Source organism: Paenibacillus sp. J5 (assembly GCF_054955055.1).
On the sequence record NZ_JBUEDD010000006.1, the window covers coordinates 93,978 to 109,387 of the forward strand.

Sequence of the window (15,410 nt, forward strand, 5' to 3'; positions counted from 1 at the left end):
TATGATAAAAGATTCCTTACGTGATCATAAAAATATTAAATTGCTATCATAATAGGGGAATGTTAAAATAAATAACACATTATTTAAGATGAGCTTACAGCTATTGATGTGAATGTCCCGTTACTAGCTATGAGCGGCAGAGAAGGTGGCATGGGGTCTTTCTAATTCTCCTGAGGCGAGTCTCCCTTGTCCAATTTTATGACAAATAGGGCCGGAATTAAAGCGGAGTTTTATGAATTGTTGCGCGGCAGGCTGTTCGATGCCTGTTACGTCCTATCCGCCAGACAACTTGGATTTCCGTTGAAATATCGCTGTGCAGGCATACAAGCTGCCAGGCTGTTATTTCACGGCGCGAAACGCTGTGCGGTTCTACGCTGGACGCAGCCGTTTACGCTCGTTTCAACAAATCTTCTAATAGAGAGGTTGCAACAAGATGACAGAGAAACGTTTGGGTTTGCCGCCAAAACAAGGCTTGTACGATCCGCAGTATGAGAAGGACGCTTGCGGGATGGGTTTCGTAGCCAATATTAAAGGGCGCAAATCGCACAGCATCGTGCGGCAGGCGCTAACCGTTCTGGAGAACATGGAGCATCGCGGCGGACAAGGCAGCGAGCCGAATACCGGGGACGGCGCAGGTATTTTGCTCCAGATTCCGCATGGATTTTTTGCTGCGGAGCTGAAGAAGCAGGGCATTGAGCTGCCAGGAGAAGGCGACTATGCCGTGGGTATGGTATTCCTGCCGCATGAGGAGTCGCAGCGTGCAGAGCATGAGCGCATCCTGGAGCGCATCATTCGCGAGGAAGGCCAGACATTGATCGGATGGCGAACTGTACCTACGAATGATGAGAAGCTGGGCGAGTCAGCGAAGGCAGCCAAGCCATTCGTCAGACAGGTATTTGTGGCGAAGGCTGCGCAGCTTGAAGGCGAGCTGCCTTTCGAGAGAAAGCTGTATGTCATCCGCAAGCGCGCTGAGCTGTCGATCCGCTATGCAGGGCTTGAGGGCGGAGACATGTTCTACTTTCCGAGCTTCTCCAGCAAGAAGATCGTCTACAAGGGCATGCTGACGACAGAGCAGGTGCGTTCCTTCTATATAGAACTGAATGATGAATCGGTAGAGACGGCGATTGCGCTCGTTCACTCCCGCTTCAGCACGAACACCTTCCCGAGCTGGGAACGTGCGCATCCGTACCGTTACCTCATTCATAATGGCGAGATCAATACGCTTCGCGGCAACGTCAACTGGATGCATGCGCGTCAGACGCTGTTCGCCAGCGAGCTGTTCGGCGAAGACATGAGCAAGATCAAGCCTGTTATTAATCCCGATGGCTCCGATACGGCGATGTTTGACAACACGCTGGAGTTTCTGTATCTGGCTGGCCGTCCGCTCACTCATGTAGCCATGATGATGGTGCCGGAGCCGTGGTCGAACCATGAGAGCATGGATGATGAGAAGAAAGCATTCTATGAATATCATAGCACGCTGATGGAGCCATGGGATGGCCCGGCGGCGATGGCCTTTACCGATGGCACGCAGATCGGTGCGCTGCTTGACCGCAATGGTCTTCGCCCTGCACGATATTATGTCACCAAGGATGATGTCATTATTCTCGGCTCTGAGGCGGGAACCGTCCATGTCGATCCTGAGAATGTGCTCTACAAGGACCGCCTGCGCCCAGGCCGCATCCTGCTCGTCGATACGAAGGAAGGCCGCATCGTCTCGGACGAGGAAGTGAAGCAGGAGATTGCATCTGCTAAGCCTTATCGGCAATGGCTGGATGAGCATCTGATTGGACTCGACGGGCTGCCTGAGGCGCGCGAGCTTCCTGAGCCGGACTCTACCGCAGTACGCACGCGCCAACTGGCGTTCGGCTACACCTTCGAGGATCTGCGCAAGGTGCTGGAGCCGATGGCAAGCAGCGGGGTGGAGCCGATCGGTTCGATGGGATATGACGCCCCGCTGGCTGTACTGTCAGAGAAGCCGCAACGGCTGTTCAACTATTTCAAGCAACTATTCGCACAAGTGACGAACCCGCCGATCGATGCGATCCGCGAGGAGATCATTACATCGACGGGCACGACGATCGGACCGGAGCGCAATCTGCTGAACCCGGAAGCGGAGAGCTGCCGTCATATTCGGCTGGCTACGCCGATCCTGTCTAATGAAGAGTTCGCGAAGCTGCGCCATGTGCGTCGCCCAGGCTTCAAGTCGATTACGCTGCCGATCTTCTTCCCTGCGAGCCGCGGAGAGGAAGGGCTGCGCGCTGCATTGACGGAGATGTGCGAGGCTGCCGATCGGATTATTGCGAAGGGCCATAATATTATTATCCTATCCGATCGCGGCATGGATAAGGAAAATGCCGCGATTCCATCCCTGCTGGCCGTGTCGAGCCTGCATCATCATCTCATTCGCCAGGGCACGCGTACTCAGGTAAGCATTCTGCTTGAATCGGGCGAGCCGCGCGAGGTGCATCATTTTGCGCTGCTGCTCGGATATGGCGTGAGCGCCGTCAACCCTTATCTGGCATTCGAGACGCTTGACGATATGATTCGCCAAGGCTTGCTGACTGGCGTAACGCATGAGAAGGCTGTGAAAAACTTCATTAAGGCGGCTACGAAGGGGATTGTCAAAATATTGTCCAAAATGGGCATCTCGACGATTCAGTCGTATCGCGGGGCACAAATTTTCGAAGCGGTCGGCCTGCAAGAAGAGCTGATCAACGATTATTTCACCTGGACGCCTTCCCGTATCGGGGGAGTCGGTCTTGATGTCATAGCTGAGGATACGCTCAAGGCGCATCGCCACGCCTTCGAGGGTAAGGAAGGCACCGATAAGGAGCTGGATTCTGGCGGCGACTACCAGTGGCGCAAGGACGGGGAGGATCATCTGTTCAGTCCGCAGACGATTCATACGCTGCAGATGGCTTGCCGTACCAACGACTATGCGACCTACAAGAAATTCTCATTCCTGGTGCAGGGCGAGGATAAGAAGTACCTGACGCTGCGTTCCCTGCTCTCCTTCCGCACGGATGGCGGCTCGGTGCCAATCGACGAGGTGGAGAGCGTAGAGTCGATCGTGAAGCGGTTCAAGACAGGCGCGATGTCCTATGGCTCGATCAGCCAGGAGGCGCATGAGAGTCTGGCGATTGCGATGAACCGGATCGGCGGCAAGTCCAACACAGGCGAGGGCGGGGAAGACCCGGCGCGCTTCATCCCGGACAGCAACGGCGATTCCAGACGGAGCGCAATCAAGCAGGTGGCCTCCGGCCGCTTCGGTGTCACGAGCAATTATCTGGTCAATGCCGATGAGATTCAGATCAAGATGGCGCAAGGCGCGAAGCCTGGCGAGGGTGGACAGTTGCCTGGGCGCAAGGTGTATCCATGGGTAGCAGAGGTGCGCGGCTCCACGCCTGGCGTGGGTCTGATCTCGCCCCCGCCGCATCATGATATTTATTCGATCGAGGATTTGGCTGAGCTGATTCACGATCTGAAGAATGCGAACCCGCGTGCGCGCATTAACGTCAAGCTCGTATCCGAGGTTGGTGTAGGCACTATCGCTGCGGGCGTCGCCAAGGGCCGCGCGGATGTCATTCTGATCTCGGGCTATGACGGAGGCACAGGCGCCTCGCCGATGGCTTCGATGCGGCATGCCGGGCTCCCGTGGGAGCTGGGTCTGGCCGAGACCCATCAGACGCTGATGCTGAACAATCTGCGCGATCGCGTCGTTGTCGAGTGCGACGGCAAGATTATGAACGGGCGCGATCTGGCGATCGCAGCGCTGCTGGGTGCCGAGGAATTCGGCTTCTCCACCGCGCCGCTCGTCGTGCTGGGCTGTGTCATGATGCGCGTCTGTCAACTGGACACCTGTCCGGTCGGCGTAGCCACGCAAAATCCGGAGCTGCGCAAGAAGTTTATGGGCGATCCGGCGCATGTGGCCAACTACATGCTGTTCGTCGCACAGGAGCTGCGCGAGATTATGGCGGAGCTGGGCTTCCGTACCATCGAGGAGATGGTTGGTCGCGTCGATAAGCTGGAAACCCGTGAGCTGATTCACCATTACAAGGCCAAGGGGATTGACCTGTCGCCGCTGCTTCATCAGCCTGAGGTGCCAGCGGATGCTTCACGTTACTGCATCCAGGAGCAGAACCACGGTCTGGAGCAGTCCCTGGATATGCAGGAGCTGATTCCGCACGCGCAGGCTGCGCTTAACCATGGCGAGCCGGTGCGCGGGACGTGGCCGATCTGCAACACGAACCGTGTTGTGGGTACGATTCTCGGCAGTGAGGTGACACGCCGTTACGGTGCGAAGGGACTGCCGGAGGATACCATCTCGTATCATTTTGTCGGCTCTGCCGGCCAGAGCTTCGGCGCCTTCATTCCTAAGGGCATCACACTCTCGCTGGAGGGCGACTCCAACGACTACGTTGGCAAGGGGCTGTCCGGCGGTAAGGTCATCGTGGCGCCGTCGCCTAAGGCGACCTTCGCAGCAGAGGACAATGTCATTATCGGCAACACGGCGCTGTATGGCGCAACCAGCGGGGAAGCCTATATCCGCGGCATCGCTGGCGAGCGGTTCGCGGTGCGGAACTCCGGGGCGACAGTTGTCGTCGAGGGCGTAGGCGATCATGGCTGCGAGTATATGACGGGTGGACGCGTTGTTGTACTTGGCGGCACAGGCCGCAACTTCGCAGCCGGCATGTCCGGCGGTGTCGCTTATGTGTACGATCCGAAGGGCGAGTTCTATTCCAAGTGCAATCTGGAGATGGTGCTGCTGGAGCGACTGGAGGATGAGGCCGAGATTGCGGAGCTGAAGGGCTACATCGAGCGCCATACCGAGCTGACTGGCAGTGCAGTGGGCAACCGCGTGCTGGCTGATTGGCACAATACGCTGAGCGACTTCGTGCGCGTCATTCCTAAGGACTACAAGCGTATGCTGGCGCAAATTCAGAAGATGCATGACTCCGGTCTGGAGGGCCAAGAGGCGCTTCTGGCGGCATTTGAAGCCAATATGCGCGAGCTGGCTCGCGTAGGCGGCAACTAAGCATATATACCCTCGATGGAGGGGGATACAGACCCGCTTGCGGTACTGCCAAGGCAGTGCTGCGGCGGGTTTCTTCGCATATAAGGGATAATGCATCGAGCAGCTTATACCTGGCGTCTAGATCTACCCGAAACGAAGCGTGGTTCGTCAAGGTCGGCGAAGAGGCTCGCGCTTGGCAAGCCGAGGGTACAGGGCTGACAAGCCGCTGAAGGACAACAGGCGGTGCTAGCTATGGTATATATCATTACGCATCATGTTCATTAATTCGTTTTCGACACCATCTTCAAGCTTTCCGAGCGGATAAATATCATTCGACATCATATGATCTAAAAAATGATCGCTCGACACTATCGTCCGACACACTCTTTCATGAGCATCTCGTATAATGTTTGATAGCGAGAGATTTCAGACATGCTCGAGGCAATCATTTATTAATGTAAGTAGGGAGTTGGAGATGACTCATGATGGACAAGAAGAAAGAGAAAGAGGAGAATCTTGCCTCTAAGGTTCTGGATGTCCGATCCATTATGGAGCAGATCGGTCTGGAATCACAGCTATACGTTGAAGAATTGGTAGAACGAATCAAGTCGCAAGATGAAGGCAGCCGCAAGCTATAGTTTGAAAGTTAGCGCTATCATTTGCGAGCGGCGCAGCCGAGAAAATCCTCCGGAAACTTCCCCTCCAGGATGATCTAACCTAAAACAAAAACCCCCATATCAAGGGGGCTTGCTTCTCTTACTTCACCAACGCTGAGGACGAAAAAAATAGCTTTATTTCATCATGCGCTCTGCCCGTACAAAAGCGATGAACCGTCTTGCTTCCTCCGGGGTAAGCTTGAGGCCGTCAATGGTTAAGGAGAATCGGGCCATTATTTCGTCGTCTGAAAGCTCTAGCTGATCAACGAAATCCCTGATATTATCGTCCAAAACCTGAGAGGGCAGCTTCGTGCGGCCAACTAGGTAATCCACCGAAACCTGGAACAAATCCGCAAACTTCAATAAGGTTTCTGTATCCGGCTCACGCCGGTTTTTTTCATAATGAGACAGTGCCGCGCGGGAAATGCCAAGCATCGAAGAAGTCTGTTCCTGCGTCCATCCGCGTTCCTCTCTCAGTTTAGCAATACGTCCTCCAGTGTCCATGAATATCCCCCTAACACTATATAATTTTATATTAATACGTCTGAAGATGAAATGCATTCGTTGAAACAAATCGTCGCAATTCCAATGAAAATCTGTGAAAAAAGTATTGACATGTTACGTTCTGTATCGTAAAGTAGTACTTGTGAAAGATACACTATGTATCAATCTTAAGATTAAGTCTGCCCGGCGGCCAGCCGCTGTATACCTGGTCGACATACAATCTTGGGTATAGGAGCGAACCATGTCATATCAACAGATGCGGAGTATTAAAAATCGACAGTTTGTTCGACTTCATATGACACAGGGGCTAATGGGTGAGCTGCAGCTTGTGGAAGTCAAGGGCCAGCCGCTCCAGAGTAAACGCCGCAAGGTGATGATCAAGCAGATCGGCCCGGAGGGCATGGTCGTTGTGGCAGCTCTGGATTTCCCGATCACGCTGCAATATGTTGTGGCGATAGATGTCGAGCTGATGTCTTGCTCGCACAAGCTGACAGGCCAGATCATATGGAAGCAGCCGTGTGACCAATGGTTTGAGTATGGAATTGTTTTCATCCTACCTCCTTCTGCGAAGAGAGCATTGATTTATTCCTTGAATCACATCCTTCTCAAGCAAAGTCCTCGCCAGGCCCGCATACACACCATGTACCGGCAAATGACCGCATATGATTAAAGCCCTGGGAGCTTGCTATCCAATCTGAATATTGAACAAATGGAGGTAACGCTTGTGGAGCTCATTCATTACATGAGTATTGTGAAAAAGAAAATGTGGTTGATCCTTGCTATCGTCATCATCGCTTGCACAGGAGCCGCGATCAAAACCTTTTTCCTGACAACACCAATCTATCAGGCCAATGCCAAATTGATCGTCAATCAAGCCACACAAATCGAAGGAATGTCTACCGTTAACTATAATACCGTGCAAACCAACATAATGCTAATAAATTCTTATAAAGAAATTATACGCTCTACCGCCATTACTTCCAAGGTTGTCGAGCAATATCCAGAGTTTCAAATGACCGCAAGCCAGCTATCCAGCGGAATTACAGTTAGTGCGGCAAGTAATTCTCAGGTGATGAATATTGCTTTTCGTAGCAGCTCCTATGAACGATCAGCCAATATCGTAAACGCGATTGCCAAGGTATTCAAGGAGCAGATCCCTACCATTATGAAGGTAGATAATGTGACCTTACTTAATGAGGCGAGCCCGGAGGAGCGGAGCCATCCGATCAATACGAATCCGGTGATGAATATGGTCATGAGCTTCATTGTCTCGCTGCTTCTGGGCATCGGCCTGGCCTTCCTGCTGGATTATCTGGATGACACGATCAAGTCAGAGGAGGATCTGGAACGGCATATTGAGTTGCCGGTGCTGGCGGCGATTACGAGGATTCACAAGGATGACATGCGTGTAAGCCGCAGAACAATGAGCGAATCCTATCAACAGGAGGTGGGTGAGAACTATGCGACGCTCAATCAGTGATACGAATCTCGTTACCTTGACCAATCCCAAATCTCCGATCTCCGAAGCGTACCGTACCTTGCGAACCAACATCCAGTATTCAGCCATTGACAGCTCTATTCAGGTCATCATGGTTGCTTCAACGCAGATGGGGGAGGGCAAGACGACGACGATCACCAATCTGGCGATTGCTTATGCACAGGAGGGCAAGCGGGTGCTGCTGATTGATGCAGATATGAGAAAGCCCTCGCTCCATCATGTCTTCTCCTTGACGAACCGTGTCGGCTTATCCAGCCTGCTCTCCAATCAACTGCATCTGGATGAAGTGATTAGTGACGCCTCCATCCCTAACTTGCATGTTATTACAGCAGGGCCGATCCCCCCGAATCCTTCAGAGATGCTAGGCTCCCAACGGCTGCACAAGCTGGTGGCCGAGATGCGGGAGCAGTATGACATGATTCTGTTCGACACGCCGCCCGTCATGGCGGTGACAGATAGTCTGGTCTTGAGCGGTTTATGCGATGGAGTCATTATGGTGGTGCAGGCGGAGAAGGTGAAGAAGGATCGTGTCAAAAAAACAAAGGCCAGCCTTCAGCATGTGAATGCGCCCTTGCTTGGAGTTGTCCTGAATAATGTGCAACGGCACCAAGGTAAGATTTATCACTATTATCATAAAGAGGATAAAAAATAGCGGAGAGCAATATGTCTGCAGGTGATGTCTCCTGTACCTATATCATCGGAGGCACTCGGTCACGCTGTGGGTGTTAAACCTTAGACAGCATTGTCAGTGGTGTGATGTGAGGCAGGGTTAGATGCCCTTTATTTGGTCAGGTCGTGTCTGAACACCCGTTCAAGGGCATCTCTCCCCGCCTTTTCGCCCCATGCTGCGTTTCCTTTTCTTGACGTACCCCCGGTACGCCTGCGAAAAAGCGCCTTGCCTGGAACGAAAATTCGGCCAGATCTGATCCGTGCAGAGTGTTCAGACACGACCTAGGTTATCGAGTTGAAAATCTAAATAATCCCCGTTGAGCCTACGTGCCATGACACCGACTCAAAGGGTGTTATTTATTTTTTTACCTTACATAAGGGATAGGAGGATGGGAATGAAAAAGGTCAGAAAAGCCATTATTCCTGCTGCTGGACTGGGAACCCGATTTTTGCCTGCTACCAAAGCGATGCCTAAAGAGATGCTGCCCATCGTAGACAAGCCAACCATTCAGTATATTGTCGAGGAAGCAACCGCCTCGGGCATTGAGGACATCATCATCGTCACAGGCAAGGGAAAACGAGCCATTGAGGATCACTTTGACCATGCATTCGAGTTGGAGCATAATCTGTTCAGCAAGGGTAAGCTCGGTCTGCTGGATGAAGTGCGCCGTTCCTCCAATGTAGATATTCATTACATCCGGCAAAAGGAGGCCAAGGGGCTCGGCCATGCGGTATGGTGCGCCCGCAACTTCATTGGCAACGAGCCGTTCGCTGTGCTGCTGGGGGACGATATTGTCGAGGCGGAGGTGCCCTGCATTCAGCAACTGGCAGCGCAGTATGAGCAGACCGGGCGTTCAGTGATCGGTGTCCAGCATGTGCCCGCCTCGCAGACGCATCGCTATGGCATCGTTGACCCGCTCAGCTCCCAAGGGCGGCTGTACCAGGTGAATGGCTTTGTCGAGAAGCCGCCGCAAGGTCACGCACCATCGACGCTTGCGATTATGGGACGTTATGTGCTAACGCCGGACATCTTCGACTTTTTGGACGAGCAGGAGGAAGGGGCTGGCGGCGAGATTCAACTGACGGATGCCATTCAGAAGCTGAATGCACAGCAAGGCGTATTGGCCTATGATTTTGAAGGAGTACGATATGATGTCGGGGAGAAGCTCGGATTCATCCTGACGACGCTGGAATTCGCCTTGAAGAATGAGGAGCTGAGGCTTCCGCTGCTGTCGATGCTTGAGGACCTGCTCGGCAAGGAGCGTCTCCACCATCTGCTGGTGAGCCGAGGTGAGGGCGCATGAGTCTGTCCTCCCCCCAAGAGAAGGGGCAGCTCGCCCTGGAGGTCCGCTCCTATTATGCAATGAAAGCAAAGGAACGGAAATATATCTTCTATATAAATATGAAGCGTCTCATGGATATTGGCGCTGCCGTGACCGGCATCCTGCTGCTGTCGCCATTGCTCCTCCTAATCGGTATCCTGATCAAGCTGGAGGATCGAGATGGTCCTGTATTGTTTCATCAGATGCGGATTGGCAAGGACGGCAAGCTGTTCAAAATGTACAAGTTCCGTTCGATGGTACGCAATGCCGAGCAACTGCTGAACACGCTGCAGGAGCGAAATGAGATTAGCGGGGCGATGTTCAAGATCAAGCATGACCCGCGCGTAACCCGCATCGGACGGTTCATCCGCCGTACCAGCCTCGATGAGCTGCCGCAGCTCATCAATGTGCTGAAGGGCGAGATGAGCCTGGTCGGCCCGCGTCCTGCATTGCCGCGAGAAGTAGCGGAATATAGCAGCTATCATAAGCAGCGCCTGCTCGTCATTCCCGGTTGCACGGGCTTGTGGCAGGTGAGCGGTCGCAGCAGCCTCAGCTTCGAGCAGATGGTTGAGCTGGATCTGAAGTATATCGAGCGCAGCAGCCTTGCCTTCGACCTCTTGTTAATCATGAAGACGTTCCGTGTGCTATTCGGCACCAAGGATGCATATTAATGGGGAGTCAACATACCAGAACTATAGGCAGGAGGTCCCCAACATGTTAAACCCCAAGGATTTCGGTGCAGTTGGCGATGGGCTGTCACATCCCTTGTCACAGAGCTTTACAACACTGGTGCAAGCTCAGCAGACGTATCCTCATGCAGCTTCGCTCGATGATGAGCTGGATTGGTGTGCGATTCAAGGGGCGTTGAATGAAGCCAAATTCGCCTTTATGAATACACCGCAGGGCTGCGCGGTCTACATTCCTGCTGGCCGCTATGTGCTCAACAGGCAACTGCGTGTGAATGGCGTGGGATTAGTCGGAGATATTACAGCGACGAGACTTCGATTCTCCGCGTTAGGCTCCGGGATACCGGCTGTCATCGTCGACCGGACACCAGGATGGGGAAGTCGGCATCCGATTATCAAGAACATTAATTTCACAGGCCCCGGACAGTACGCGCTAGGGGAAGCCAATGCAAAATGCGACGGTCTTCAGATCGTCGGCCACTGTGCAGCAAGTATAGAGTATTGCTGGGTAACCGGGTTTGACAAGGGACTCGATTACGCCAACGAGGTCGGACATATCAAGCTTATGAATTGTTGGATTGAGTACAACTACTACGGGATCTATATCAGTAAGTGCACAGGCGACTATTCCATTCTTCACTCGCAGGTCAATCATAACAGCTTCGCTAACATTGCGACCAATGCTTCACAAGGTATCGAGGGCTTGTCGATGAGGGATAGCCACTGCGGTCATGCGCCGTTTGCGATCTATTGCGAGCCTCGGCCTAGCGAGAGTGGGGGCAAGAATCTGTTTCTGATGGATGTGAATCTCGATCATACGCGATTTGAACAGATAGGGAACGCTGCGATCTACTCTGACTATGCGCAGGGAGCGAGCCCGGTCGTGTCGACCCTGAGAATTCTCCAGCCTGGATTCTCCTGGGATGTGGATAAAGCAAGCAAGTTTATGTTGGAGACGTACCCGCGAGACTATGCCATAGATGTTGTCCGGGTAGAAGGCGGAGCAGGAATCGAGATTATCGGTGACAGCTACCCGTTCACCAAGGGCGATAAGGGAATGCTGCGCGTGCGCAAGCAGGTGAATGTACCGATTACCGTCAGGCAACGCAGCACATCGTATGCGGATATTCATGTTGAATATGCACAGGATGCTTCGCTTCATGTCGGAACAGCCGCCTCGCATGCAACCTGGGATGGTCAACTACGGGCAACCTCCTTCGCCGGACTTCAAGAGATGATCCCGCAGGCAAGCAAGCACATCTTCTCGCTAAGCTTTGCCAATAACCCGAATAAACGGGGAGTCTATCTCATCTATGCCGACTTTTATACGCCGGATGCGGTGGCCATGGTGTACTCCGCAGGGAAGGATCTGTACCCGATATTTGTTGGGGGCAGCGCGAGTGTAGCCTCCGGGGAGACGGATCATGACGGCAAATTGAATGTGTATGTGGATCAGGGAAATATTGTGGTCAAAAATCGGTTAGGCTCAGACCGGCGGGTTATGGTTGTACCGTTTGCGTTCTATTAGCCCAAGCGCAGCGCCTGGATTACTGAGGAGGCTTGCAACACGCTGTTCATGCTGCATGTGTCGTGACTTCGGCGCAGTGGCATAGGGCGTGTTTTCTTTTTGTAGATGATCACTGAACCGGAATGGAGTGGAACCTATGATCTCAATTCTTATCCCAACCTATAACGCAGGCTCTTATATTCGGCTCTTGCTGGAGGGCTTGTATTCACAGCAGGTCGACGAGCCGATTGAAATTATCATTACCGACTCCTCCTCCACAGATGATACGGTGCAGGTGATCCGTGAGTACCCGGGGGTTCAACTGGAGGTGATTCCGAATGCCTCCTTTGACCATGGGAGCACGAGAAATACGATGGCCTCGCGCGCATCGGGAGATTATCTGCTGTTCATGACACAGGATGCGCTCCCTTGCGATGACAAGTTATTGGCGCGATTGCTTGCTTGCTGCAGACAGCAGCAGGCGGCTGCCTGCTATGCCCGGCAGATTCCGCGCGAACAGGCGCATGAGCTGGAGGTGTTTGCGCGTACCTTCAATTACCCGAGTCAATCGCTGGAGAAGAATAAGCAGAGGCTGGCGGAGCTGGGGATCAAAACCTATTTCTCGTCTAACGTATGCTGCATGTACAAGGCAGAGGTCTTCTTCGCGCTCGGCATGTTCCCGGAGAAGATCATACTGAACGAGGATATGATCTTCGCGCAACGGGCGATCAGTCGGAATTACAGCGTGCATTACTGTGCCGAGGCACAGGTTTTCCATTCCCATAATTACACGCTCACCCAGCAATTCAAGCGTTATTTCGACATCGGGATGGCCTTTCAGCATACATGGCAGGACTTTGCGCATGTCTCCAATGAGAAGGAGGGCTTGCGCATGGTACGCAGGCAGATCCGCCATCTCTACCATCGGCGTAAGCTGAGACTGGTACCATATGCGTTGCTGGATACGGCGGCCAAATTTATCGGCTACAACCTGGGCAAGCGACACCGCTTGCTCCCTCACGGCTTGAAGCGGAAATATTCGCTATATCTGAAATAAGGTAGCGGAAAGGAGAATGTCATTGAACCGTTACCGTGTACTCATTATGTCGCTAAAAAACCCGGTTCGCAAGCACAAAATTGGCGGTCAGCAGGACATCCTGGGTCGTGTGCTCTCGCTCAGCCGCTTGGCTGGATTTGAGCTGGATGTCATTGCAATCGATGACCATGACCAGTGCTCGCAAGACAGTGCAATTGAGCTGCCCTCGAACGTCCGTCTGCATCTGTACCCCAAGCGTTTGCCGCTGCAATGCTGGCATATGCCCATTGCGTCAGCCAGCCGATTCCATCGCCGCATTGCCCGCTATCTGAAGGATCAGCACTATGATATTGCAATCTGTGAATCGGAATTTATGTATCCGTACTGGCAGCAGGGACTCGTTCAGGCCAAGCTCAATTATTTGCGGCTCCATAACATCGAGAGTGAATACTATCGGCAATTTGCCAGGATTACGCCAAGCAAGCTCAGGGCATTCGCCTACCGGCTGGATGCCTGGCGACTGAGCCGATGGGAGCGGAGAGGGTTCCGGGAGTTTAACCGTCTGCTCTTTATCTCCGAGCGTGAACGGCAGCAGTTTCATAGCGGCCTCGGTGCGCTGGCCGCACCGGAGGGGGCCATGTCCAGTCTCACCAGTCTTGCCAGTCGTGGCGAGCATCTGCCCGCGGCCTTTCCGTTATCGGTGCATCGCAACCACACAGAGGAGACGCTCATAGACGGGCCTCGCCTGCTGACCTTTGGCGACTACACGTTGGAGGTGAATCAGGACGGTATTCGCTGGTTTCTGGAGCAGGCATGGCCGCTTGTGCTCCAGCAGCTTCCGGGAGCCGAATTAACGATATTCGGCAATGGCTCAGAGCAGTGGGGCTCCTACCCCAATGTGCGCGCATTAGGCTACGTGGAGCGCTCCGGCGAGGTGCTGCGGCAATTCAGCACCATTATCGTCCCGCTCCGCTACGGAGCTGGCGTGAAGATCAAGCTCATCGAGGCGCTGCTGGACGGGAAGAGCGTCATTACGACCTCAGTAGGCATAGATGGCACAGATCTCCAGCATCAGGAGCATATCTTAGTGGCTGATGAGCCCCATCCCTTTGCAGAGCAAGTCTTATGGGCGCTCACCCATCGAAGTGCCGCACAGCAGCTTGCCGCACACGGCCGTCATTATGCGGAGCGCTGGTTCAGCATTGAGGGACATTATGCGGTGCTAAGGCGCATCTTGGAAGACGACCTGGGTGTTGTGTTATCCGGTAACGATAATCCCCAACAAAGGAATGTGATCGATGAATCGCGGAGTCATGTATTTTCATAGTCTGTATGCTCCTCATATGATTGGGGGGGCCGAGATTTCGACACAGATTTTGGCGGAGGGCATGAGCAAGCATTGTCCAGTATCGGTCGTCACTGTAGGGCCGAATGCCAGAAGCGAAGGGATACAGCAAGAGGAGCGCAATGGTGCGACCCTGTACAGATTGCCCTACAACAATCTATACTGGCTGCCTGACAAGGAGCGCCATACCTCCATCGTCAAGCTGGGCTGGCATCTGAGAAACATGTACAACTATGCACAGAAGAGATTAGTTGACCAACTGCTCGATTCCGTACAGCCTGCACTGATTCATACCCAGAATCTATCCGGCATCAGCCTGGCCGTCTGGCAGTCTGCCTATGAGAGAAGGATTCCGATTGCGCATACGCTGCGGGACTATGCCTTGCTGGAGCCGATGAAGCTGTCCTGGTATTGTGCGGTGTACAGGAAGCTTGCAGCACGCAAGAGCAGGTATGTTCACAGTGTGATCGGCATCTCCCGATTTATATTGAACGAGCATCTGCGACATCACTTGTTTCCTCAGGCAGAGCGGTATACGGTTGCCAACGCGGTCGTTCCGCTCAAGGAAGCAGATGGGATAGGCTGGAGAGGCGGCGGCGGCAGCCCAGCCCTGCGGCTCGGCTTCGTCGGACAACTGGAGCCGAACAAAGGGGTGGATGTGTTCCTCGATGCGGTGCGCCAATTGCCAGAGCAGACGGTGAGAGAAGCCATCGTGATCGGCGAGGGCACACAGCGCCAGAGGCTGGAGGGGCTGCATGCAGGCGACTCGCGTATCCGGTTCACGGGCAAGCTGAGCCTGGAGGAGACCGTGCATCGCATGAGCACGCTCGATGCGCTCATTGTGCCATCCATCTGGAACGAGCCGTTCGGGAGAGTCATTATAGAGGCGTATCAGGCAGGAACGCCCGTGCTCGCATCCAAGGTGGGGGGCATACCCGAAGTCATTATTGACCCCGGTCATTTATTTCAATCCCAAAATAGAGACAGCTTGCAGCAGGCGATCATACGGCTCCGTAATATGGACCCTATGGAGCGAGCGGCATTGCGTCAGAGATGTCATTCCTATGCGCAGAAATTTTCGGTCGAGGAAAATATTCGTCAGCATCTGGATATATATGCCCGCTGTACCGAACAATTTGCGGCTGTGCGGCTGGCTTAGCGAATGGAGAG

At 53.5% G+C, this 15,410-nt stretch carries 12 protein-coding genes; 11 read left to right on the forward strand and 1 reads right to left on the reverse strand.

All coding sequences use genetic code 11. The features are described 5' to 3' along the window. Positions 1-433: 433 nt before the first annotated feature. Entirely contained in the window at positions 434-5,038 is a 4,605-nt protein-coding gene (gene gltB / locus ACY1JZ_RS12795) for a glutamate synthase large subunit (RefSeq protein ID WP_462629488.1), read from the forward strand. A gap of 464 nt (positions 5,039-5,502) precedes the next feature. Further along, positions 5,503-5,655, forward strand: a complete 153-nt coding sequence (locus ACY1JZ_RS12800; RefSeq protein WP_270166018.1) for a hypothetical protein — start codon at positions 5,503-5,505, stop codon at positions 5,653-5,655. A 153-nt stretch (positions 5,656-5,808) separates the two neighbouring features. Here the strand turns inward: ACY1JZ_RS12800 and ACY1JZ_RS12805 are convergent, their stop codons facing one another. Continuing rightward, on the reverse strand, positions 5,809-6,177 hold the full coding sequence (locus tag ACY1JZ_RS12805) for a helix-turn-helix domain-containing protein (protein WP_462629490.1): 369 nt from the start codon (positions 6,175-6,177) through the stop codon (positions 5,809-5,811). A 241-nt stretch (positions 6,178-6,418) separates the two neighbouring features. Here ACY1JZ_RS12805 and ACY1JZ_RS12810 point away from each other — a divergent pair, with 241 nt between their 5' ends. The 9 genes from ACY1JZ_RS12810 to ACY1JZ_RS12850 all read left to right on the forward strand — a co-directional run bounded on the left by ACY1JZ_RS12810 (position 6,419) and on the right by ACY1JZ_RS12850 (position 15,399). Then, complete coding sequence (locus ACY1JZ_RS12810; RefSeq protein WP_270166014.1) at positions 6,419-6,847, forward strand: hypothetical protein; 429 nt, start codon at positions 6,419-6,421, stop codon at positions 6,845-6,847. Positions 6,848-6,886: 39 nt separating this feature from the next. Then, entirely contained in the window at positions 6,887-7,657 is a 771-nt protein-coding gene (locus tag ACY1JZ_RS12815) for a YveK family protein (protein ID WP_462629684.1), read from the forward strand. Then, positions 7,638-8,327 (forward strand): CpsD/CapB family tyrosine-protein kinase, encoded by a 690-nt coding sequence (locus ACY1JZ_RS12820; protein ID WP_270166010.1) that lies wholly within the window; start codon positions 7,638-7,640, stop codon positions 8,325-8,327. The genes ACY1JZ_RS12815 and ACY1JZ_RS12820 overlap by 20 nt, the downstream gene beginning before the upstream one ends. A 412-nt stretch (positions 8,328-8,739) precedes the next feature. Further along, entirely contained in the window at positions 8,740-9,648 is a 909-nt protein-coding gene (galU, locus tag ACY1JZ_RS12825; RefSeq protein WP_462629492.1) for a UTP--glucose-1-phosphate uridylyltransferase GalU, read from the forward strand. Beyond that, the gene (locus ACY1JZ_RS12830) at positions 9,645-10,337 is read left to right on the forward strand and encodes a sugar transferase (protein WP_462629494.1); all 693 of its coding nucleotides are present in this window, start codon (positions 9,645-9,647) and stop codon (positions 10,335-10,337) included. Before galU ends, ACY1JZ_RS12830 begins: the two co-directional genes overlap by 4 nt. A 43-nt stretch (positions 10,338-10,380) precedes the next feature. Then, complete coding sequence (locus tag ACY1JZ_RS12835; protein ID WP_462629496.1) at positions 10,381-11,880, forward strand: pectate lyase family protein; 1,500 nt, start codon at positions 10,381-10,383, stop codon at positions 11,878-11,880. Positions 11,881-12,016: 136 nt separating this feature from the next. Then, positions 12,017-12,916, forward strand: a complete 900-nt coding sequence (locus tag ACY1JZ_RS12840) for a glycosyltransferase family 2 protein (protein ID WP_462629498.1) — start codon at positions 12,017-12,019, stop codon at positions 12,914-12,916. Positions 12,917-12,938: 22 nt separating this feature from the next. Continuing rightward, the gene (locus ACY1JZ_RS12845) at positions 12,939-14,222 is read left to right on the forward strand and encodes a glycosyltransferase family 4 protein (protein WP_462629500.1); all 1,284 of its coding nucleotides are present in this window, start codon (positions 12,939-12,941) and stop codon (positions 14,220-14,222) included. Next, positions 14,194-15,399, forward strand: coding sequence for a glycosyltransferase family 4 protein (locus ACY1JZ_RS12850; protein ID WP_462629502.1), 1,206 nt, complete (start codon positions 14,194-14,196; stop codon positions 15,397-15,399). The genes ACY1JZ_RS12845 and ACY1JZ_RS12850 overlap by 29 nt, the downstream gene beginning before the upstream one ends. The last annotated feature ends 11 nt before the right edge of the window (positions 15,400-15,410 follow it).